The sequence below is a fragment of the Peribacillus sp. FSL R5-0717 genome (assembly GCF_038002945.1).
GTDB classification, from domain to species: Bacteria; Bacillota; Bacilli; order Bacillales; family DSM-1321; genus Peribacillus; species Peribacillus frigoritolerans.
Genome location: NZ_JBBOOF010000001.1, coordinates 4,397,068 through 4,420,899 on the forward strand (window position 1 = coordinate 4,397,068; position 23,832 = coordinate 4,420,899).

Consider the following 23,832-nt stretch of genomic DNA (forward strand, 5'->3'; position numbering starts at 1 on the left):
AATTTTTATTTATGGGTCTTAGAGAGTTAATTGGTAATCTATTTGAATCATATTTATATTCTCCAAGAAAATTAATATGTTCCTACCCTATTATGAGTCGGCGGATACAGTGACAAGGAAAAGTGAAAGGTTGTTAAAATCCGTTCCACCTTACTGAATTTGAATGTATTTTAATAATTTATATGCCAAAATAGCTAAGTATAACTTTATGCCATTATCATAATTGTTTAGGTCTAATCCGGTTTTTTTCTGTATCTGTTCTAACCTATATTTCAGTGTATGACGATGAATATATAGCTCACTTGCTGTTTTTTTAATACTTTGATTGAAAAAAAGATAAGCTTCAAGTGTAGTAATGAGGTCTACACCTTTTGAATCAAATAGATTTCCAATGTATTTTTGATAAAACTCCTCTAAATCTACCCCTGACTCTTTCATTTCAATGAGTAATTGATATATGCCAAAATCGTTATAATGAACTATAGATTTTGGTTTAAATAGAATTTGGGAAAATCGTGCTGCTTGCTCAGATTCAGCAGCACTTTTGTGTAATTGATAAATGTCGGCAGTTGTTTTACCAATACCTATAGCTATTGGTTCATTTGATAATGTTGAATTCCAACTATTTAAGAGGTTCTCAGCTAACTCTAAAATATTTAATTCAGGTTTTGCTTCCGCCAAAATAATGACACTATCGGATTTAGTCCTCATGAGGTAAGGGATTTTTGACTTTCCCATAGTGTATTGAATAATTTCGGTTAACTCATTGTATTTTTCCTTAATGTTCTCCTTTTTCAATAATGGAAAATAAATGTATAAGATACTTTGCGGATTTGAAAGGTCAACTCCTAGTTTACGTCCTCTCTCGATCATATCTTTATTATTTGGGATTATAGGATTTAATACTTCTTCTAGGAAGTCACTAGTGAGCCGCAATTGGGTCTCCTCTACTGCTTTTCTCCGCAAAAATTCAATGGCATATACAGTAGTAGCATGCTCAATTGCGATTGAATCTAATTCTTCCGATAATCTTTTTTCCTTTATAATGAGTACACTTCCGTAAGTATTTTTATTAGCTATAATAGGTTGACTATTAATTTTGTAGTTATCCATTTGTTTTTCATATAGATTTTTTAAATTGTTAATATCAATAAAGTCATGTTTTATGTAGGAACTTATTATTTCATCTTGTGCTATAAGGATTACACTTGCATCAATTATTTCATGAAGGGTTTTTGTAATAGGATCAAATCCGTGTTGTTCTAATACAAGCCGTGTAAAATCCTGATGGATTCGTAGTGAATATTCAAATGTTTGGCTTTGTTTGTTAACAATTTGTACCAGTAGTTCTTTTGTAATCATAGAAAAATTTATGTTTGCAGGAATTTCAATTAAAGGTAAGGCAAATTCGTTTGCGATGGTAATAAATGATTTTGGAATTTCCTTTAGATAAAATCCTGTATATATAGCTATTCCAGATAGTTTTCTGATGGATAAAAGCTTTTCAAATTCCTTACGTTTCTCCGTATTTTCTCCTAATCCGAATCCTGTTGTGATCAAAAACTCTCCATCTTGAAAACGATAGATATCTTCAATTACCTCCACAATAGTCACCCATTTGATCCAATTTTGTAACCCCTTTTTTCCAGCCGTTAATTTTGTTTGTTTCATAATAGGTAGTTGCAACGCTTCATTTATCCGAATAGCCATAGATAGCCCCCTAGTGAGTAAACTTAGATTATCCTATCATCCATTATACGCTGTGTATAATGGAACCTCTATTTTTTCATACGTTTGTCAAATTGTTATTTGTCAGAAATTTTAATAAAGTTTTAGTATACTCTTATAATTCCGAGGGAGATGTAACGGATGAAGGAACGAGATTATTTAATTAAACCGGTATTAGGTCAGCAGTATCCAATAGCTGCATCTGCAAAAGGCATATATATATATGATCAGGATGGAAAGAAATATATTGATGGGTCGTCTGGAGCTGTAACGGTAAGTATTGGACATGGTGTACAGGAGGTTATAGACGAAACCCTTGCTCAGGCAGAAAAAATTTCATTTTCTTATAGATCACAATTTACCAATGAACCAGCTGAAAAACTAGCAGAAAAATTGAGTCAATTGGCTCCTGGAAATCTTAATTGGTCATTCTTTGTAAATAGTGGTTCAGAAGCGACCGAAACAGCGATGAAGATTGCTATACAATATTGGCAAGAAAAAGGACAAGCACAAAAAGATCGCATTATATCCAGGTGGACTAGTTATCATGGCATTACAATGGGAGCATTATCCATGTCAGGACATGTATTAAGAAGACAGAGGTTTTCATCGATGTTAGCTGATTATCCTTCAGTGTCTGCCCCATACACTTATCGCCGACCTGATAATTTAACTGAAGAGGAATGGGGTCTTATTTGTGCTCAAGAACTTGAAACGGAGATTAGGCGTATTGGGGAAGAACGTGTTGCTGCATTTATTGCCGAGCCAATTATAGGTGCTTCTGGGGGGGCTATCACACCACCAGCTAATTACTATCAAAAAATCAAAGAGATTTGTGAGCGTTGTAACGTCCTATTTATTGCAGATGAGGTAATGACCGGAATTGGCCGTACTGGGAAGATGTTTGCAATAGAGCATTGGAATGTTACTCCGGACCTTATTACTCTAGGAAAAGGAATGAGTTCAGGGTATACCCCCATGGCAGCTACTCTAGTCAGTGACAAAGTTATGGAACCTATATTAAATGGATCTAAGTCTATTATAGGAGGCCATACTTATAGTGCTAATCCGCAATCTGCAGCAGTTGCACTAAAGGTTATTAAATACGTTGAGAAACATCAATTGGTAGAAAAAGCAGAAGAACAAGGTATATATCTTATGAGTAAATTGAAAGCGCTTTTAGGGTCTTACGAAATGATTGGGGACGTAAGAGGAAAGGGCCTTTTAATTGGAATGGAGTTTGTAGCAGATCGAGGAAAGAAAAACCCTTATCCACCTGAATTAAATGTAACAAATAGGGTAATTAAACAAGCTTTTGAAAAAGGGTTACTTGTTTATCCAGCGTCAGGAGCTATTAATGGGATGGGGGATGCAATTATCATTTCGCCACCTTTGGTTATTACAAAAGATGAAATTGATAGTTTAGTAGATATTTTAGAAGAGGCAATTTCTGAAGTACAATGTGAACTCAGTATGGAGGGGAAGATAAATGCTACTGTCCAAGTCTAAACAAGGAAAGGTAAGTACTTTAGAGGCAGCCCTTCAAAGGATTTATGACGGATGCTCCTTAATGTACGGGGGATTTGGTGGTATCGGTACTCCACCTACAATTATAGAAGGGATATTAAATAAAGGATGTAAAGATTTAAGTTTAATAGGTAATGACGCAGGTTTCCCGGAGGTTGGGGTTGGGAGATTGGTTAGTTCAGGAAGGGTAAAGAAACTAATTACTTCTCATATTGGTTCTAACCCAATAGCCGGTCAATTAATGAACAAGGGGGAAATGGAAGTTACATTTTCTCCACAAGGGACGTTGATTGAACGTATTCGAGCCGGTGGTATGGGGTTAGGTGGTGTTTTATCCGATGTGGGATTAGCCACGGTTGCAGAGGAAGGAAAGACACATATTACTGTAAATGGGCAGGAATATTTGATCGAGACAGCATTAACTGCTGAAGTGTCTATAATCCATGCTTCAAAGGCTGATTATCTTGGAAATCTCGTATTTGAAAAAAGCGCACGTAATTTTAACCCATTAGTTGCTATGGCGGGGGATTTTACGATAGTTGAAGCAGATGAGATTGTTCAAGTTGGTGAGCTTGATCCAGAATCGATTATTACCCCTGGAATCTTTGTGGATATGGTAATTCCAAGTGAAGGAGTGAATTGGAAATGGGTTTGGGAGTAGAAGATCGCCACCGTATCGCTAAGCGCGCTGCCCAAGAAATAGATAATGGAATGATTGTTAATCTTGGAATAGGGATTCCTACATTAATTGCTGATTATATCCCATCAGATATTTCTGTTCAATTCCATGCCGAAAATGGAGTATTAGGCACTGGCCCGACACCAAAAAGGAGTAATATTAATCCTAATTTATGTAATGCTGGTGGTTATCCGTGTTCTGTAGTACAAGGGGCTTCCTTTTTTGATAGTGCTACTGCATTTGGCATAATCCGACGAGGGCGTTTAGATGTTACCATTTTAGGAGCCCTTGAAGTAAGTGAAGAAGGCGACCTGGCCAATTGGATTGTTCCCGGAAAACTTGTCCCTGGTATGGGTGGGGCGATGGAGTTGGCTCAAAAGTCTAAAAAGGTAATTGTACTGATGAACCATACAAATAAACAAGGTAAATCAAAAATTCTGAAGGAATGTGCATTACCACTTACGGCCAAAGGCTGTGTTAATTTAATCATCACTGAAATGGCTGTGATTGAGGTAACGCCACAAGGATTAGAGTTAAAAGAAGTTATGGAACCTTACACAGTGGAAGATGTAATTAAACATACAGATGCACAATTGAAAATACTTAAAACCGCAGAAAAAATTTAGGAGTGAATGTAATGGAAGATGCCGTCATCGTTGCAGGAGTTCGTACTGGAGTGGGTGCATTTGGAAAGTCACTTAAAAGTGCTTCCGCCACTGAAATGGGAAGACTAATATTAGAAGGTTTAATGTGTAAGACCACTCTTACCAAAGAGGATGTAAATGAAGTAATATTTGGACATGGATATGTACATGGGGGAGGATTAAATTCAGCTAGAATATCATCACAATTAGCTGGATTCCCAACAAGTGTTCCAGGACATGTTGTAATCAAGGCATGTGGTTCAAGTTTAAAAGCAATTACTAACGCAGCCTTAACGATTAAGGCCGGTCAAGAAGAGGTGGTAATTGCAGGTGGGGTAGAGAATATGAGTCAGGTCCCTTATTTAGTTAAAAATAGATGGGGGACAAAGTTTGGGAACATTGAAATGGAGGATGCCCTATTAACTGATGGTTTAATTTGCTCGTTGGAAAATGAACATATGGGAATGACGGCAGAGCGCTTAACGCAAATTTACAGTATTTCCCGCGAGGAACAAGATAAATTTGCCTTTGATAGCCATAAAAAGGCAGCTCATGCCATTGAAAATCATTATTTTGAAGAGGAAATTTTACCTGTTCAGGTCCACGGGATGAAAGAATCTTACTTTTTCAGGACAGATGAGTCTGTACGATCGGATATTCAGCTAGATAAATTAATAAATCTTCCACCAGTTTTTAAAACAAATGGGTCAATCTCAGCTGGGAATGCGTGCCCTATGAACGATGGTGCAGCAGCAGTACTAATGATGTCACAAAAGAAAGCTTTACAAAAAGGTATAAAACCTTTGTTAAAAGTGAGAGCGTTTTCAAGTGCTGGTGTGGAACCAGGTATTATGGGAATTGGACCTGTTCCTGCAACAAAAAAGGCACTAGAATTAGCCGGATTAACTTTAGATGATATTGGTTTGATTGAGCTTAATGAAGCCTTTGCTGCACAGGCATTAGCTGTTATTAAAGAATTAGAGTTAGACTATTCAAAAGTAAATGTTAATGGTGGAGCTATTGCGTTGGGGCATCCAGTTGGAGCAACTGGTGCTAAGCTAACCGTTAGTTTAATGAATGAAATGTTACGTACCAAAACAAAGTATGGAATGGTGACGCTATGTATGGCCGGTGGAATGGGGCTTACCGTCATATATGAAAACCTAACACTATAACCGCATTAAAGCGAGGTGAACTGTATTGCAATCAATCAAAGAGCAAATTCAAATATGGTTAAAAGAGCATTATGAAGAAGGTACAGAATTATTACAGCGACTTGTACAATCTCCTAGTATTTCTAAAAATGAGTCAAAAGCGCAATCAATAATAACTGAAGAATTGTCAAAAATGGGGTTAAAGGTGGATGCCTGGGAGCCAAGTGGAAAAGAATTAACCGAAAGCCCCTACTTCTGCTCGTCAAGGGATGATTTTACAGGAAGTCCTAATGTTGTAGGTGTTCTACACGGAACAGGTGGTGGCCGTTCTATCATCTTAAACGGACATATTGATGTTGTCCCTGAAGGTGATCATGAACAATGGACAGATGATCCCTATAGTGGAACAATTAAGGAAGGAAAAATGTATGGTCGTGGTGTTACGGATATGAAAGGTGGGCTAGTCTCATTTCTTTTATCCTTACATGCCATTCAACAACTCGATATTAAGCTTAGAGGCGACGTTATTTTTCAGAGTGTTATAGAAGAAGAGAGTGGTGGAACAGGGACTTTATCTACGATTCTAAAAGGCTATAAAGCTGATGCTGCACTAATCACTGAACCTACTAATATGAGAATTTTCCCTAAACAGCAAGGATCTATGTGGTTTAGGATCTTTGTCAAAGGACGATCAGCCCACGGGGGAACACGATATGAGGGAGTAAGCGCTTTTGATAAAGCAGTGATACTAGTGGAGCAAATCAGGGCTTTGGAGTCTAAACGGAATCAACGTATTAATGATCCTCTTTACGAGCAAACCCCTATCCCAATTCCTATTAATATCGGAGTTGTTTCAGGAGGAAACTGGCCATCTTCAGTACCTGATTTGCTAAAAATAGAGGGAAGAATGGGGGTAGCACCTAACGAGAAGGTAGAAGATGCACAACATGAAATGGAGGAATGTCTACAACAATTATCAATCCTAGACCCATGGTTTAATGATAACCCTCCTGTCTTAGAATGGTTTGGTGCTCGATGGCTACCAGGGGAAATTGATCTTGAACATGATTTGATGAATACGTTAGTTCAACAATATAGAGAAACTACTGGTGAAGAACCCGTGATAGAGGCTTCTCCTTGGGGAACTGATGGGGGATTACTTACAGAAGTCGGGAAAATTCCAACAGTTATATTTGGACCAGGGACAACGGAAATGGCACACTTCCCAGATGAGTATATTGAATTGGATAAAGTTTTTAAATCTGCAGAAATTATTGCATTAACGATAATTCAGTGGTGTAGTATCAAGGACAATATCTGAATTATAGAAAATGCCATAATTATTTCATGCATAAAACGGCTGATTTTACTTAGGAGGGTGTTATGGCTGAATTAGATAATGAACAAGGTCTGAAAAGGGTAATGAAAAGTCGCCATTTATTTATGATTGCTTTAGGTGGCGTAATCGGTGCAGGGTTTTTCAACGCTTCAGGTTTTACGATTAGTCAGTCAGGCCCTATAGGCGCAGTTTTAGCCTATATGATGGGCGGACTTATTATGTATTTAGTTATGTTGTGCTTAGGGGAATTGACTGTAGAAATGCCAGTATCTGGATCTTTCCAAACTTATGCGACGAAATATATTCATCCATCGACAGGCTTTACAGTTGGGTGGATTTATTGGATTGGGTGGTCTTCAACCGTAGCGTATGAAATTATCATTATAGGTTCGCTGATGCAAAGGTGGTTCCCGGATATTTCTCCATGGATCTGGTCGTTAATTGCTGGAATTGTACTATTTTCTGTTAATGCCCTTTCTGCGCGTAGCTTTGCAGAAACAGAATTCTGGTTCGCGAGTATTAAGGTCACCGCTATAATCTCGTTTATCTTAATTGGGTTAGCCGTTATTTTTGGTATTGTACCAATTGAGGGTGAACCAGCAGCTCCTTATTTTACACACTTAACAGAATTCGGCTTCTTCCCTAATGGATTATTTGCAGTAGTTATTGCTATGATGGCTGTTAATTATTCGTTAGGTGGTACGGAACTTGTAGGAATTGCTTCTGGTGAAAGTGAAAATCCAGAGAAGACAATCCCGAAGGCTATAAACCAAACTGCTTACCGAATTATATTATTCTTCGTTTTGTCAATAATTATCGTTGTTTCTATTGTACCTTGGCAACAAATCCAGCCAGATGCTAGTCCGTTTGTTACTGCTCTAGATAACATCGGTATACCATATGCAGCCGATATTATGAACTTTGTAATTATTACCTCATTACTATCTGTTGCTAACTCTGGTCTTTATACCACTACTAGGATGTTATACTCTCTTTCTAGTTCTAAGATGGCACCAAGATCCTTTCAAAAGTTAACCAAAAAAGGTGTGCCTTTACTTGCTTTAACGGCTAGTATGGGGATCTCCTGTGTGTCTATTCTTGTTTCAAAAGTAGCAGCTGAAACTATTTATACTTGGATTCTTTCTGTAGCAGGAATGGCATCCATGTTGGCTTGGATGAGTATTGCGGCATCTCAGTATTTTTTCCGCAGACGATATGTAGCTGAAGGTGGAAAAGTTAGTGATCTAAAATTCCGGACCCCACTTTACCCTTTAGTTCCTATCTTGGCGTTTGTCTTTAATCTGGTTGTATTAATTAGTTTAGTGTTTGACGAAGGAACTAAGTTGACTATTTATATTGGTGTTCCAGTAGCCATTGCCTTTCATTTAATATATATTTTATTTTTGCAAAAACGTGGAAAGAAAGATGTTGAGTCATCGGTTCAAGAGGATTATGAAAATGTGCGTTTAATAAATAAAAGTTAAACACAAAAAGTGAACAATAAATAACAGATTATATGGTTCTGGTGCAAAAGTTTAACATATTAAATAATTACTGGGGAAAATCAATCGCACCGGTTTTGAGGGTTAAGGATTTAAAGGGATTAGAGAAGTATTGCCGGCTATTCTGGTGACATCTATTACTTATACAGTGGCCCAAGCGATCATTACAATATTTGTAGGACCAGAGTTAGCTGACATTATTCCTTCACTATTAACAATGGGTTTGTTGGCATTATTTCTTAATAAGTGGCAGCCTAAACATATATTTTTACTCAACGGCAAAGAATATGAATTTGAAAATCATTCAATGGGTGATGTTGTAAAGGCATGGTCTCCATTTTATTTATTAACAATATTTGTTTTGATTTGGAGCTTTCCTGCATTTAAAGGTTTGTTTTCTCAAGGAGGAATTTTTGAATCGGCTGTACTGAAATTTATAGTACCGGGATCTTCGATCAATATTGGCATTGATTTAATCGGTGCAACAGGAACAGCGATATTATTAGCTGCTTTAACGACGATTGTAACGACGAAAGCAATCAATTTAAGTGAGGGTCTGTCTCTCCTAAAAAAACTGTTTCAGAATTTTCGATTCCAATCATTATGATCTGTGCAATTATTGGTATAGCTAAGTTAATGACATATGGTGGATTAACAATTTCTTTAGGTGAAGCAGTTGCTACAACAGGAAATATCTTCCCATTACTATCACCACTATTAGGATGGATTGGAGTGTTTATGACGGGGTCTGTAGTAAATAACAATACGTTATTTGCGCCTATACAAGCTACTGCAGGTAATATCATAGGCACAAACTCATCATTATTAGTTTCTGCTAACACTGCCGGGGGAGTTATGGCAAAGCTTGTTTCTCCACAGTCAATCGCAATAGCAGCTGCAGCCGTTGGTGAAACAGGAAAAGAATCTGATTTAACGAAAATGACATTAAAATATAGCTTTGGGTTATTAGCTTTTGTGTGCATTTGGACATTTATATTATCGCTATTTTATTAGTAATACTTTTATATAACTAACTAGTAAAAAGGAATCAGAGAACTACTCTGATTCCTTTTTCAAAGAAAAAGTTGCTTTTAAAAATTAATCTTACTGCTCACTTATTTGAAAATAAATTGAAATACAATCGTTTACGGTGAACCGTATCATAAATAATTCCAACCTAAATTCATCATATTTTTGAACTTTATCCAGAAACAAAGAAAGAAACAACAACGCATGATTGTTGCAGCATGGAGAAGTTTAAATCATGAAGGAAAAAGTGTCGCAGTTAGCCGCTGTATTTTCGGATTTTTTTATGGCTCCATGCTGCCTGGGTTCACTGATTTTCATCCCTCTTGGGTTAACTGGATTTGCAGGAGCATTATGAAGTATCGGTTATTATTCACCATCGTTAACATCATTCATTCTTCTTGCTTACTCCTTTTACATGGTTTAAGGGAGAAATGGCCCAAAATCCGGACGGAGAGATTCACTGACAAATCAAGCCTTGTTAGTGTGAAAAGGAATATGAGGATGGAAAAATTATTCAATCATGTTGCAGTTAGACCTGGCTGCATTTTTCTTAGATGCATGCTGAAACCTTTGTTAGTGCATATTAATTTTTAGAACCATTGGAAGGGGGGAATCACCATGAAAAAGCAAGTAAAGCAAAATGAAAAGGATACTGAAGAAAGACAAGAGGAGCTGCAAACAATTAATGATATTTCTAAAAGCGAAAACGGGCAGCCGGTCCATCAGCCTAAAGATTACGATGAAATAGAGTATTAAGATAAAAGCAATCTCCGGGATAAATGCGTTTAAACCAATTCCTTCAGTAGCTAATTCAAGGGTACATTTATGAAAAAGCAGATTTACAACATTAAGATATTTTCATTATTAAAAGCCTGATATATCTCTATATTATCTAGAGAAATCTGGCTTTTTTAATCAATCACTAAAGTCTTTAAATGGAGACTTTAACTAATTAACACCCCTGAAATTATCCACTTTTTCACCTCTGCAATATAATCTGATGAGCCCAGATAAATAAAACCAGATCATTAACACAATGAAGACTGCCGTATGTAGCAGACTTAAAGAAGTATTCGCAAAGGATTTTGATACATTAATTTTAGAATAATGAAAAAGATTACTCAACCAAGTGAATTTTTCGGAGAAGAATTTTTGTGGACAAGCTTAATGCAAATGAATTAGTTGTTGAACTACATGAAAATAAGTTTCTTTAAAAATGAAAAATGACAATACTTAAGAAGTCCCTGTTCAATCGTTTAAAAAAAGAGGAAAGCGTTAATTAATTAGTCCATGGATTAGGGTTGAATGGATTAAGGTCCTGAGTATTAACACTTCCTAACCATTTTCATTCTTTGTGGTGAATCGCCGATTCTTGCGATTCATGGATGGCTAACGGGTGCTATAGTTCAAGAAGCGCAAGGCTCTATAGCATTTGTAGTATTGTCGATCTACCACAATCGTGCGCTTTTGTTGAACAAGAAGTAAAAGGGTGATACATAATATATATGACTAATATGTATCACCCTAAATTTTTATGGATTTTTATGATTTAGGTCTTGATAAGCGTACTAGACCTGATCTTGTATATTTTCTAAACTTCACCTTGCATTTAATCTACGGATCTAAATAAATGAACTTCTTGTTTTCATCAACAATTAAATCATGACAATAGAATTGTTACCTGGCTGCAGGAGTGACAAACTCCATTATGCCAGCTGGCTTTATTCGGTTATTTTCTTCAATCCCTAGAAGCAAACCAAATTCATCTTTTAACAATCCGGTTAGTACTGCATCGGTATATTGATAATTGATTTATTAATACCTTTTGTGATATTACAGGTCTGAATTATTCGACACTGCATATTTCCTCTTTAAGTGACTTTTTTATATCCTTAAGTATTTCTCGCAGTCTCTTATTTCGGTTCAATAGCTGTTTCTTTTTCGGTGTAAAAAACAGTAAATGACATCTTTATTTATCTAGTTCCTAATCATTTCTCGTTCTTTTAAAGATTGAACAGGACGATTGTTGTCAGGGGAAATTTCCTGGAATGCTTGAATTTGTGTTTTTGACATTTCAATTGGCTGCTCAAAAATTACCCATTTTACTTCTTCCGTACAAGGAGGGGTCGTTAACGAACCGATATAATGGAAAGTCGTTTGATCTTGAGGCAGTAAAGCTTGTAAATCAATCGGTTCTTTTACGGTAATATCATTTTCTGTTTCTTCCTTCGGTAATACATCCCAAACAGATTCCAGTTTTTGATTTTCTTTTCTTTCTTTAATCATCACTCCAAGGACGGCAAGCTTTCCATTCGCTTCTTTATGTACGAGGTGCAGTTCCATATCATAATTTTGGCCATTAAATTGATGTTCACTTGGAGTATGGAAATGAAATTGAGCGAGCTTGTACTCAATTCCTTCAACGACAATGCTGTTGCTTTCTATTTTGGCATTAGCCTGCACTGTATGACCGTTGTTTACGAGTGAAAAAGTTGTTGGCTCATATTTGATTTGAATGCCTTCTAATGTTTTATCCGCTTTTACTTGGGAGAAATCAATATTAATTGGTGATTGTTCACTTCCATTGGCACAGGCTGAGTTTGCAGGGTCTAGTTCTCCCCAGTGTTCAGGTCCCGTGTCCCCATCATAAGACCAATTAGAAGTGTGTGTACTATGAGCCTCTTTTGCTTCACTTTCTTTCGTACCAGTAGTTTGTTCCTCTTCTTTTTGTGCAGTTGTTTCCTTAGTTTTATACGAGCAAGCTTCTAATAAACAGACTAAAGATACAACTAAAAATGGATAAGCAAGATTCTTTTTCATGTTGATTTAACGCTCCTTTTACCAGCTTTTAATAATCTATACAATAATATACTAAAAATGAAAAAATGGTAAACGTTATTTTCTAAAAAATGTTCACAGACCATGTTTTGATAAAAGTAGACCAAACCCTTACCTATCTGTATTAAGATCGAAGTTGTTTTTAAGGCAGCTTTTTCTTTATGCAATAGGATAGCATTCCTGTAGTTCGTTATTTTTCAGCTTTGAAAAAAATAGGGCTCCTCAATAAGATATGAGTAAGACACCACTCTAACTCAAACCCTAAGGAGGAACCCTAATATGAAGTTTAAAATGCAGGATAAACAAAATCAACTAATAGAAAGAATTTCCGATAAACACCTTGTTGTTGGAGTGGATATTGCCCAACAATTACATGTGGCTAGAGCAGTGAATTTCCGTGGAATTGTAGTCGGAGATCCACTTACATTTGAAAATAATGAAGATGGGTTTGCTAGTTTATTAAAATGGATGAATAAGCTTCAAGGATTAAATAAACTTGACGTAGCCATCGTGGGAATGGAACCTACAGGACATTACTGGATTAATCTTTCAAAATGGCTATTTAAACAAGGAATTGAGGTAGTAACGGTAAACCCCCACTTAGTAAAAAGGAATAAAGAAAACCGTGATAATACTCAGTCGAAAAGTGATAAGAAAGATGCCCTGGTCATCGCTGATATGGTGAAGAACGGTTACTACGCCTTTGTCAGGGACACTTCAGAATCATTTGAGATACTTAGGGTCCTTATGTCTAACCGTGATGTGGTAGTTAAACGACTCGTTAGCACGATTAATCAATTAAACCGTTGGATTGATATTGTCTTTCCCGAACTCAGGCAATTATTTAAAGACATTACTGCTAAAGGGGCTATTGCCACACTTCGTTTATTTCCATCTCCAATGGAACGGCTTTCCCTGAAACCATGTTGTTTCAGGATGGAAATCAATAATGAAGAGGCAGCCTGGATTAAAGAAAGCTCAATTACTTCTTCAGTTAGCTAAGAAATCTGTCGGCACAAGACAAGCACTTGAAGCGTAAAAATTCCATTTGGAACAATTATTAGAGGAGTATGATCTCGCAGTCTTACAACTCGAAAGAGTGGAACAAGAGGTTAAGGATGTATTAAAAAAATACCTTTTGCCAAGAAGTTGCTTGCCATAAAGGGAATTAGTGAAATTTCTTTAGCCGGAATATTAGGTGAAGCAAGAGATCTAAGTGGTTTTTCACACGGTAATTCTTTACTTCGACACGCTGTTTTGCATCTGGCTGAAGCAAGCTCTGGAAAGTGGAAAGGCCAAATTGTTATCTCTAAGCGAGGGCGATCCAGGCTAAGGCGTTTCCTTTACTTAGCCACCATGAGCTTTGTGATGAATAACACGGAATTTCAAGCCATTCACTCCCATAATGTTAAAGTGAAAAAAATGAAGAAAATGAAATCGATTATGAAATTGGTAGGTAAGCTAGCCAGGATATTTGTTGGAATAGCACACAGAAACGAGTCTTATTGTGCAGAGAAAGTTCAACCTATAACTGGACTGGTTGCGTAGTTTTAAAGGGGGATGTCTTAATAGTTTTAGAAGGGAACCTTTAAAAACTGATGTTCATAGTTTTCTTTTTACTAATGTTGGCTTATTCGTAGGATTTCAAATATGTATGGAGTACCAGATTTCTTGAACAAAAGGGCACCGCCCCATCAGGATAGCATAACTGGCCTCCACCCCTTGGATAGGCATGACGAAGGAATGATAGGGCAATTGACCCGTTGAGACATGGGAGGGAAAGCCTCCAGGGGCGACGTGGAGAATGTGCATTATATGGTAAAATGTGGAGTTTTGTACAACTCCTTTATTTCACTATGCCTTCACGAGATCTTCATGTCTGAAATCACTCCATATAACCTTGAACATAAATTCAAGGGTGATGAAATCCTGCGAATAAGCGAGTATTTGTGAGAAAATCGAATTAAACTGAGGGACTTCATCAAGCATATTGTATTCGAACTGTGCAATAAATACTAAACCATGAGAATAGAAAAATGATATTTAAATCTAATTATTGGGTTTTTATGGTAAAATGAGATAGATCTAAATCATATGTAGAAGAAATGGAACAATTCCTTATAAAAACACATTGAAAATCAATATGAGAATGATGAGTATCAAGACGAGGATAGTCATTTTATGCAAAGTATAGCTGTGGGATTCATATGGAACAACAAGCAACCACCTATACAATATTAATAGAAGGAGAGGAAGGCCTTATGAAAATACGTAGTCAAATTACATTTGCAAGCCTGGGCCTGTTAATAACTGGAAGTTCCCTGCTATACTCATCGCCACCCTCAATTGCAAAAGTAGAGCCCACTCAAAATGTATCTAGTTCGTTCCAAACAAGCACTCAACGAGATCATAATTCCGTCAAGCAAGAAATGCGGGATGCATTGCAACTTGGATTCCCGGGGATACTTGCTAAAACATCCGTTGATGGAAAAACATGGGGTTATGCCGCTGGGGTAGCGAATCTGAGCACCAAGAAACCAATGAAAACAGATTTTCGCTTTCGCATTGGCAGCGTGACGAAGACGTTTACCGCAACGGTTGTACTTCAATTAGCTGGAGAGAACCGCTTGAATCTAGACGACACTATCGAAAAATGGTTGCCTGGTGTCATTCAAGGAAACGGATATAATGATAAACAGATTACCATCCGGCAGATATTGAACCATACAAGTGGTATCGCTGATTACACAAGGTCAAAAGACGTTGATCTTATGAATACAAAAAAACCTTATACGGCTGAAGAACTAGTGAAGATGGGGATTTCACTGCCCCCAGACTTTGACCCAGGTAAGGGCTGGTCTTATTCAAACACAGGATACGTATTACTGGGTATTCTTATTGAAAAAGTAACCGGAAACAGTTACGCGGAAGAGATTGAAAATCGGATTATTGAACCGCTTGATTTGTCGGGTACATTCCTGCCTGGCAATTCAAGCGTTATTCCAGGCACCAAGCATGCCCGGGGATATTCCCAACCAGACGAAGCAAGTGACATAAAAGACGTTACTTATTATAACCCAAGTGTAGCTAGCTCGGCTGGAGATATGATTTCTACTGCTGACGATTTAAATAAATTCTTCTCTTCCTTGCTCCGTGGCAAATTACTGAAGGAACAGCAACTAAAACAAATGCTTACTACAGTTCCTACAGGAATAGCAGGATATGGATGGGGTCTTGGAATCTTTGAAACTAAGCTTCCAAACGGTGCCTCGATATGGGGACACACAGGTGGCATTCTAGGGTTTTCTACTCTTGCTGGAGGTACACTTGGAGGCAAGCATACGTTGGTCATCAGTTTGAACAGTTTGGGTAGGGATAACAGTCCTGATCCTTTTAAAAATATTTTACTTGCTGAATTTAGCAAGTAGGCAAAAAGGAAAAAATTTCATAGTTTTTATAGTTAAAAATATATCTTTATGGTTCAAAAAACCCAACTAACTTTTAAAAACAGATAGCTATTAAGCAAGAAAAAGTTAACTCCTTCTCAAATAAAGGTTAATGCATTAAAATGTTGCAAGAACTAATACATTTCTAATGAGCGATTGAAGCAGATTGGATTACAAGTTAGATTCATTCAGAAGGTGGATTTAAAAGGTAAATACAACAAAAAGGTTCTAGAACCTTTTTGTTGCAGACTATAGCCAAACTCGATGAAAATCGAGTTTGGCTATTTTTATGGCTTGTACAATTTGGACGTTGATTGGAACGTAGGGCACCTGCTTTCCGCGGGCGGTCGGGGAGGCTCCTCGGCTTTCGCCTGCGGGGTCTCCCTAGACGCGCTTTTCCCGTAGGAGTCTCGTACCTTCCTTTCCAATCAACTTTGTCTTACCTTTTAGATAGAACACTTTTGCCTAGAGTCATTTTTGTTTTAAAATAAAAGCATTAAAACCTGAGATGATGAGGATGCTTTCTAAACATGATTCTATTCAGCGGGACCAACTTGAAATAATTACTTTAGATCAACTGGTGCCACCGAACCATTTGGTTCGTAAAATGGAGGCTGCCATTGACTTCACTTTCATTTATGACTTGGTGAAAGATATGTATTCAGAGGTAGGACGCCCAAGTATTGATCCGGTTATTTTAGTTAAACTGACTTTCATCCAATATACCTTCGGTATTCGTTCCATGCGTAAAACGATTGAAGAAGTGGAAACCAATATGGCTTACCGTTGGTTCTTAGGCTATGGTTTCCATGATAAAGTACCTCCTACTCCACGTTCGGGAAAAATTATGAGCGACGCTTTAAAGATACAGACCTGTTTGAACAGATTTTCTATCGCATTTTAATGACAGCTGCTAATAAAAAGTTAATAAGTGCTGAACACGTTTTCGTGGATTTCACACAAATGAAGCCAGTGCGAATAAACGGTAATTTGAAAAGAAAATCGTTCGTTAAGAAACACGAGCGTATCAAGGACGTCTTCAAGAAGAAATCAATCAAGATCGTGAAAACCATGGAAAAAAGCCTTTTCCACCAGATAAATTTGATAAAGAAGAGACCAAAGAGATTAAAGAAAGTACAACGGATTCTGAGAGTGGCTATTATGTGAAAGATGAACGAACAAAACAGTTTGCCTATTCATTCCACGCGGCCGAAGACCACAACGGTTTTGTATTGGGAACGATTGTAACACCTGGAAATATACATGACAGTCAGATCTTAGAGCCACTAGTAGAACAAGTGATTGAGAAAGTTGGAAAACCGGAAGCCGTGGCCGCAGATGCAGCTTATAAAACACCAGCGATTACAAGCTACCTATTTAACAAAGAAATCATACCGGCTTTACCTTATACACGTCCTCGCACCAAAGAAGGATTTTTCCGCAAACAGGACTATGTATCCGATGAACATATTGATTGTTACCTTTGCCCTTCGGGCGAAACTTTAAAGTACTCAACAACAAATAAAGAGGGCTATCGTGAGTACAAATCGCCAAAACAAATTTGTACAACATGCTCATTTTTATCTCGGTGTACAAAAAGCAAAGACTGTCAAAAAGTGGTGACACGGCATATCTGGCAAACACATGTGGAAGAAGCAGATCATCTGCGTCATCATCAAGATGTAAAACCTATATATGCAAAACGTAAAGAAACGATTGGGCGTGTATTCGCAGATGCAAAAGAAAAGCATGGTATGCGTTGGACTACTTTAAGGGGACTTAAAAAATTGTCGATGCAGGCGATGCTTACTTTCACTGCCATTAATTTAAAGAAGATGGCCAATTGGACATGGCGAGGTCCAAAAATGGCCTAACATAGTGGGCTCGTAGAGCCCCAATCTCTTAACTTTAGGCGAAAATTCTAAGGGAATTTCAAAAGGGGTTCAGAATTTTTTTATTTCGAACCCCTTTTGTCTATAAACTGGGAAGACCACAATATGTGGTCTTCCTAATGTTTTCCTAGCCCGAACTTATTTGGTGAAGGAATTGATATTTATCTGATGGGGACAATTCGTGATAGTGGGCTCGTTATAAGAACAGCAGAATACAGTATCACTAGGAATTTCAAACTTTTTCATAACCGGTTCCGCGATTTTTTAATGCTTATGAAAACAAAAAGAAGAGGCAAATATATAACAAGGAAGCATACGATGTAGGGATTGATTATTTTATTTAATATATATAAGGAATCAATATCATAAAAAAGTATATTCACAAGTAGTATGATTATGGACATTCCCCATAAGGGATATTTTTGCTGGACATTGAATAAGCGCTTGACCCCCCTGCTGGCAGCCCACAAAGGAATGACCATATTGGGTATGATAATGATGGTCCACCAAGAAACAGTTATGTATTCGAACCGTTGAATAAATGGCAACTCAATAATACTTGTCAATGTTAGTGTTGGGTATAGAGTAAGGGTCAAATGTTTCTGTGAATAAAAGACTATCGATACAAAATAAAGTAATAAGCTCAATAACGTAGTGAGCACAACTCCTCCGTGAGCATACTTTTGCGATCTTTCAGCATTTTTGATGAACGGATAATACATCAGTATCATTTCAAATCCAAGCATGGATAATGAAAAACTTTTAGTTCCTTTCATTATTTCGAATAAATTATGATGGAAAATAGGAAGAAAACCGGTGAAATCAGAGTATCTAAAACCATAAAAAGGTACAAATAAAAGCCAGTATGAAACTAGTACAGTTAAGAAGGCAATACCCGTAATGGTTCGGAATCCCCCTGTATTTATATAATAAATCAAGATAAGGAAAACCAAAGCAAATGCCCAAGAAGGTACCTCTTCAAACATCCAAACATGAATGACATTTATATAACCGATTATGATCGTCATTCCAAGGATAAAAAAGTAAAGAATAAATAAAAGACTGAAGAAATTACCAATCCATTTACCGAATGCATGATTATTAGTGGAGATTATATCGCCAGGAACAAAACTAAATATCTTATAGATTAGCCAAATTAATATATGAACAATCAATCCAGCTAGGAGTATGGATAACCAGCCATCGGTTCCCGTCGCTTTAGCCAAATCTCTTTGAAAACTCAATACGCCTAATCCAGTTTGCATGGAATGCACTAAAAAAAACACATAAAATGGCGATACCTTATATTTTTCATTAACACCAGCTTGATTCATGTAGGACCCTCATTTGTATCACACATATATTTTAATATCCTGGCTTTTATAAGTGAAATCTATTCAAAAAGATCGATCAAATTGTGAATGGAATTTTTGTATGGATCCTTAAGTTGAGAGCTAACATTTAATCGAAACGATTTTCATGAGGCATTAGAGAAGGAACAGACATGTGGACGGCGATGGGGATGGTTTACAATATGGAATGTTCAAGCGTGAGTGGACAAAGAAGGGAAATAGAGAATCGGGATGCCCTTTTCCGAAAGATAGTTGGAAAGTTTTATCCCGGAACAACAGCGGGGGTATAATAGATAAGTGATGAAACGAAATATCACCCAATAGTGAATCTTAAAGACCTTTAGGACAAAGGGCAGATTTATCGTAATGATGTTCTTTTCCTCACGGGTAATAAAAAGGTTGTGGATGAACATTTAGAGGAACTTTTGTCCTTTGATAATAAGATGACAAACTGTTTGTTATTTTCTAGATGGATGGAAAAAGTATATAGAAGGGAACAAAAACTAATGAAATACGAATGGAGAAAACGGAGAAGAATTTATAAAACAAGAACCTGAACTTGTATCAATTCCAGAACAGAATTTTTTTTGATAAAGGGAAAAGAAAATCCAAATGAGCACGAATTCGCTGAAAAGATAGGTGTTCTTTATTCATTGGCTTATGCGGTCAGGATGATGCCGAAGCAAGGTTACACTCCAGCTGGATATTTTGAATATACCGTTTATCCATTAGAAGGGATTTGGGATTTACGGAAGAGGGTAAGAAACTAGATACTTTAAATAAAGATGAATTATTATATACGATCATGATTAGACAACCAGATTTTGTAACAAAGAAAATAGTGGAAAGAGCATTTTAACATGTAGAAAAAAAGAAACCACATCCATTTCTAAATGATGTAAGGTTCGGTACATTTCAAGATGGGTTATCAGTCCAAATGCTTTATGTTGGTCCATATGATGATGAACCTTAAAGTTTTAAAGTAATGAATAAATTCATAAAAAATAATAATCTGGAAAAAACGTCATTACAACATAGAGAAATATATCTTTCAGATTTTAGGAAAGTTGAACCTGCAAAATTAAAAACAGTTTTGAGATATAAGGTTAAGCCGATAGAATAGCATAAACTTAGCTGTTAACATGCATTCATTATTTTATGTAGCAAAGATTGAAGGAGTTTACATAGAGTAAAAGGTGCATTATTACCATAGGATGGAATAAAGTTATCCATAATATGGTGTTATGGTATGGCTCATAGTTTATATGAGGGTGTAAAAGAGGAACAAACACCACTCTTATTTTACTTATTTAAAAACATTAGCATCGATTATTTTGGGTGCTTTTTTTTGCAGGGAATTGGTCCCTTTTGTCAAATTAGTTAAACAAAGGGGATGAGAAAATGAATGATGATGAGAAAATTAGTATTTTATTGTCCAATATGACAAACGAATTAGTGTCGAGTAGAGTAAGGGTTAGAACTATAGTGGAATTACTGGAAGAAAAAGGTTTAATAACCCGTGAAGAGTACGAAAACAGGTTTAAAAAAGTTTTTGAACGAGATGCAATTTCGTATAGGAATGATCTATTGAAAGAAGTCAAAATTAATGAATAAAGGAGAAGGCATCCATTGGTTTGGGTGCTTTTTTATGGCGGTGTAAAAGATGAACCATGATAAGGAAAGAAACCGGTTAAGAATTTTTTAGTGAAACTAAGTCGTGGGATCTGGAAGATATAATGAATATGGAAGCTTTTACATATAAGGATTTTACAATACGAGATTTAAGCCTAATTTGAAAAAGAAAGAGCGTTAATCCTTATTTGATCAACACTCCTGTTAGGCAGTAACATTCTATTATTTCTTTAGATTTGATTTCATTAATAATGAAATCTGTTGCTCATCCGTATTCGAAATTCGTTCAGTTGATCAATGATTAACTTTTGTCCTTACAATGGATGATTTTGACATAACTTAGTTTCCCTTTGATTTTGTTGATTTTTATTTTGAATCCATATTCATGACTGACGGCCTCTACATCTATTGGAATTCAGTTCATGCAGTTAGCTTTTCCTTGATACAGCTTCGTTTTTTGCTACTGGAGCATTTTTGCCTATTATTACAGAAAAGACAACAATTACTGCTATTACAATGGTGAAAAATGTGATGGATTCATCTAGAAATACTGTTGCAAATACAATCATCAAAAATGGTTGTAAGTATTGAATCTGACTAACTCTCGCTATCCCGCCCATTGCCATTCCGCTATACCAAGCAACATATGCTAGAAATTGACTAACCACTGCAAGATAAATGAAACTAATCCATGCTTGTAAAGGGGCATGAAGCATTTCTGTTGTAAGGTTCAGCCCAACTGGAATTATGAAGAATGGTACACCGATCATAATGGCCCATGCAATCACTTGCCAGCTCCCCAACTCTTTAGATAATTCCCCCCCTTCTGCGTAACTAAGTCCAAGTATGATCACAGCTGCCAGTAAAGCTAAATCGGCTAATTGCAATTGGCCGAACCCAAGATGAAGTGCATACATAATAACCGCTAAAGAGCTGATGATACTTGAAATCCAGAATTTGAGAGATGGGATTTCACCTGCTCTAAATATGGCAAATCCTGCTGTTGCTAACGGTAAGAGAGCCAATTCCACAGCTCCATGAGAAACAGGCAAGGATTCCATTGCCCAAGAAGTAAGGAGAGGAAATCCTAAAACTGCACCAAAAGCAACAATAAGTAGTCGCTTGAATTGGCGAAGGGAAGGTAGTTTTTCTTTTCGAACAATCAATACCACCCCTACTAAAATAGCGGCTACAACTGTTCTTCCTAAACCAACGATCGTAGTCCCAAAATACTCCACTGCAACACTTGTTGAAGGGAGTGTTAAGCTAAAACAAATGACACCCACCAATCCCAAAAATAATCCGAATTTTTCTCTTGTTTCCCCCAGCATCTTTTCCAACCCCAATCTTTATACTTTGTACCACATCTGTACCATTTTTTACTAATCTTAAAAACAGTTCTGATATAATTAACATACTATGAGTACATTCAATAAAAATAAACCGTTTTTTTACCTATCTGTCCTGGTACAGTTGGAGGGGGATTAATATATGAACTCAAAATATATAAAGATAATGGAAGACATTAAGCTTCGCCTAGAAGATGGTTCGCTAATTGCAGGCAGTAAACTTCCTTCTGTTCGTCAATTATCTGAGTATTTTTTATGTAGCAAAAATACGGTAATTAAAGCATATGCAGAACTTGAAAAAGAGCATTTAATTTATTCTGTTCCTAAAAGCGGCTATTATGTTGTGAATGAATATCAAAAAGCGAAGGAAGAGAATGAGGTGATTGATTTTTTGTCTGCCGGTCCAGATAAAAATGTTATGCCTTATGTTGAATTTCAACATTGTATGAATCAAGCAATTGATCATTACAAAGAAGAGCTATTTACATACTCTGATCAACAAGGGCTTTACTCACTGCGAGTACAGTTGGTGAAATATCTGGAGAATTTACAGGTCTTCACTAAACCAGAAAGATTAGTCGTTGTCTCTGGCTCGCAGCAAGCCCTCCATTTATTAGTTTCTATGCCATTTCCAAATGGAAAAAACAATATTCTAATTGAACAGCCTACTTATTTTGGATTTATCGAGTCCATCAATCTGCATCAAGCGACCACTTTTGGGATCGAATTATCGATGGATGGGATAGATCTTGATCGACTGGAATACATTTTTCGAAATAATGATATAAAATTTTTCTATATTATCCCGAGATTTCACAATCCACTTGGACATAGTTACAAGAATGGGGAAAAGAAAAAAATCGTTGAGTTAGCAGAAAAATACGATGTATACATAGTGGAGGATGATATTTTAGGAGACCTTGATCCAAATCCAAAATCCGATCCTTTATTTTCTTTTGATCCTTCTGGGAGAGTGATTTATATTAAAAGCCTTTCGAAAATTTTTCTCCCAGGGTTAAGGATTGGGACTGTCGTTCTTCCTGCATTAATGATGAACAACTTTTTACGGTATAAATTCAGTTCGGATTTTAATAGTTCAGCACTTTCTCAAGGTGCGCTAGAAATCTATTTAAAAAGCGGTATGTTTAATAGTCATCTCAAAAAAGTAAAAGAGGTATACCGAACTAAAATGCAAATCCTTCAAGATGCATGTGAATTATTGCTGCCGGCTAATACTTCTTTTTCTAAACCGAATTCCGGATTCTATCTTTCCATCAGTTTGCCCGAGCATGTGAAAGCAAAACAGGTGGTTCATATGCTAAACGAGCAGCATATATATGTTGATGATGCCTCCAGAATGTTTTTAGCAGAATATAAAAAGGAGAATCTCGTTCGTTTATGCATCTCTCAAGTGAACGAGAGTCAAATTAAACTAGGGGTAGAGCGATTGGCTTACTGTATTGCTTTACTTGACAGTAGAAAAAAGCATAGTACTCCCAATAACTTTTTACTCATTTAAAAAGTGTCGGGTTTTTCCGGTCACAACCTAAACAATCTTAACTTGTCGCTCACTTAATTCCTTCCTATAAAGTTATTAAAAAAAGAACTGCTTGTTTATAAGGATAGGTTCTGTTATGATTGTTTGATAAATTTTTTTAGGGGTTAAGAGAGGGTGAGTCAATTGACTAAAAACCTTAGGCAATTGAAAAATGTTTCGGTGT

General features: G+C 36.6%; 15 protein-coding genes and 3 pseudogenes. 14 read left to right on the plus strand and 4 right to left on the minus strand.

Annotation, left to right across the window (positions count from 1 at the left end; genetic code table 11):
- Nucleotides 1–150: 150 nt before the first annotated feature.
- Nucleotides 151–1,710, minus strand: coding sequence for a PucR family transcriptional regulator (locus NYE65_RS21265; protein WP_340861595.1), 1,560 nt, complete (start codon nucleotides 1,708–1,710; stop codon nucleotides 151–153).
- Nucleotides 1,711–1,869: 159 nt separating this feature from the next.
- Here NYE65_RS21265 and NYE65_RS21270 point away from each other — a divergent pair, with 159 nt between their 5' ends.
- The 8 genes and pseudogenes from NYE65_RS21270 (at nucleotide 1,870) to NYE65_RS21305 (ending at nucleotide 10,358) form a co-directional block, all read left to right on the plus strand.
- A complete protein-coding gene (locus NYE65_RS21270; protein WP_340861596.1) occupies nucleotides 1,870–3,237 on the plus strand; it encodes an aspartate aminotransferase family protein in 1,368 nt (455 codons plus the stop codon).
- Nucleotides 3,218–3,916: a CoA transferase subunit A gene (locus tag NYE65_RS21275; protein ID WP_340861597.1), complete on the plus strand. Its 699-nt coding sequence runs from the start codon at nucleotides 3,218–3,220 to the stop codon at nucleotides 3,914–3,916. The genes NYE65_RS21270 and NYE65_RS21275 overlap by 20 nt, the downstream gene beginning before the upstream one ends.
- Nucleotides 3,901–4,560, plus strand: a complete 660-nt coding sequence (locus NYE65_RS21280; protein ID WP_340861598.1) for a 3-oxoacid CoA-transferase subunit B — start codon at nucleotides 3,901–3,903, stop codon at nucleotides 4,558–4,560. Before NYE65_RS21275 ends, NYE65_RS21280 begins: the two co-directional genes overlap by 16 nt.
- Before the next feature lie 11 nt (nucleotides 4,561–4,571).
- Nucleotides 4,572–5,753 carry a thiolase family protein gene (locus NYE65_RS21285; RefSeq protein ID WP_340861599.1) on the plus strand — a complete coding sequence of 394 codons (1,182 nt, stop codon included), beginning with the start codon at nucleotides 4,572–4,574 and terminating at the stop codon, nucleotides 5,751–5,753.
- 25 nt (nucleotides 5,754–5,778) lie between these two features.
- A complete protein-coding gene (locus NYE65_RS21290) occupies nucleotides 5,779–7,053 on the plus strand; it encodes a peptidase (protein ID WP_340861600.1) in 1,275 nt (424 codons plus the stop codon).
- 62 nt (nucleotides 7,054–7,115) lie between these two features.
- A complete protein-coding gene (locus NYE65_RS21295) occupies nucleotides 7,116–8,555 on the plus strand; it encodes an amino acid permease (protein ID WP_340861601.1) in 1,440 nt (479 codons plus the stop codon).
- 166 nt (nucleotides 8,556–8,721) lie between these two features.
- Nucleotides 8,722–9,587 (plus strand): annotated as a pseudogene (locus NYE65_RS21300) (L-lactate permease).
- A gap of 633 nt (nucleotides 9,588–10,220) precedes the next feature.
- The gene (locus NYE65_RS21305; protein ID WP_275726054.1) at nucleotides 10,221–10,358 is read left to right on the plus strand and encodes a hypothetical protein; all 138 of its coding nucleotides are present in this window, start codon (nucleotides 10,221–10,223) and stop codon (nucleotides 10,356–10,358) included.
- Between the two features lie 1,221 nt (nucleotides 10,359–11,579).
- Here the strand turns inward: NYE65_RS21305 and NYE65_RS21310 are convergent.
- Nucleotides 11,580–12,422, minus strand: a complete 843-nt coding sequence (locus NYE65_RS21310; protein ID WP_340861602.1) for a carbonic anhydrase — start codon at nucleotides 12,420–12,422, stop codon at nucleotides 11,580–11,582.
- Nucleotides 12,423–12,719: 297 nt separating this feature from the next.
- Between NYE65_RS21310 and NYE65_RS21315 the strand changes: the two are divergent.
- The 3 genes and pseudogenes from NYE65_RS21315 to NYE65_RS21325 all read left to right on the plus strand — a co-directional run bounded on the left by NYE65_RS21315 (nucleotide 12,720) and on the right by NYE65_RS21325 (nucleotide 17,760).
- Nucleotides 12,720–13,988: pseudogene (locus NYE65_RS21315) on the plus strand (IS110 family transposase).
- A 713-nt stretch (nucleotides 13,989–14,701) separates the two neighbouring features.
- The gene (locus NYE65_RS21320; RefSeq protein WP_328178225.1) at nucleotides 14,702–15,868 is read left to right on the plus strand and encodes a serine hydrolase domain-containing protein; all 1,167 of its coding nucleotides are present in this window, start codon (nucleotides 14,702–14,704) and stop codon (nucleotides 15,866–15,868) included.
- A gap of 535 nt (nucleotides 15,869–16,403) precedes the next feature.
- A pseudogene (locus tag NYE65_RS21325) lies at nucleotides 16,404–17,760 on the plus strand (IS1182 family transposase).
- A gap of 260 nt (nucleotides 17,761–18,020) precedes the next feature.
- On the opposite strand, the gene NYE65_RS21330 reads toward NYE65_RS21325, so the two are convergent.
- On the minus strand, nucleotides 18,021–19,112 hold the full coding sequence (locus tag NYE65_RS21330) for a GerAB/ArcD/ProY family transporter (protein WP_340861603.1): 1,092 nt from the start codon (nucleotides 19,110–19,112) through the stop codon (nucleotides 18,021–18,023).
- 605 nt (nucleotides 19,113–19,717) lie between these two features.
- Between NYE65_RS21330 and NYE65_RS21335 the strand changes: the two genes are divergently transcribed.
- Entirely contained in the window at nucleotides 19,718–19,900 is a 183-nt protein-coding gene (locus NYE65_RS21335; protein ID WP_340861604.1) for a hypothetical protein, read from the plus strand.
- Between the two features lie 631 nt (nucleotides 19,901–20,531).
- A complete protein-coding gene (locus tag NYE65_RS21340) occupies nucleotides 20,532–20,744 on the plus strand; it encodes a hypothetical protein (RefSeq protein ID WP_063576823.1) in 213 nt (70 codons plus the stop codon).
- A gap of 446 nt (nucleotides 20,745–21,190) precedes the next feature.
- Here NYE65_RS21340 and NYE65_RS21345 read toward each other — a convergent pair whose 3' ends face one another.
- A complete protein-coding gene (locus NYE65_RS21345) occupies nucleotides 21,191–22,093 on the minus strand; it encodes a DMT family transporter (RefSeq protein ID WP_340861605.1) in 903 nt (300 codons plus the stop codon).
- Between the two features lie 160 nt (nucleotides 22,094–22,253).
- Between NYE65_RS21345 and NYE65_RS21350 the strand changes: the two genes are divergently transcribed.
- A complete protein-coding gene (locus NYE65_RS21350; RefSeq protein WP_340861606.1) occupies nucleotides 22,254–23,630 on the plus strand; it encodes an aminotransferase-like domain-containing protein in 1,377 nt (458 codons plus the stop codon).
- Nucleotides 23,631–23,832 lie beyond the last annotated feature (202 nt).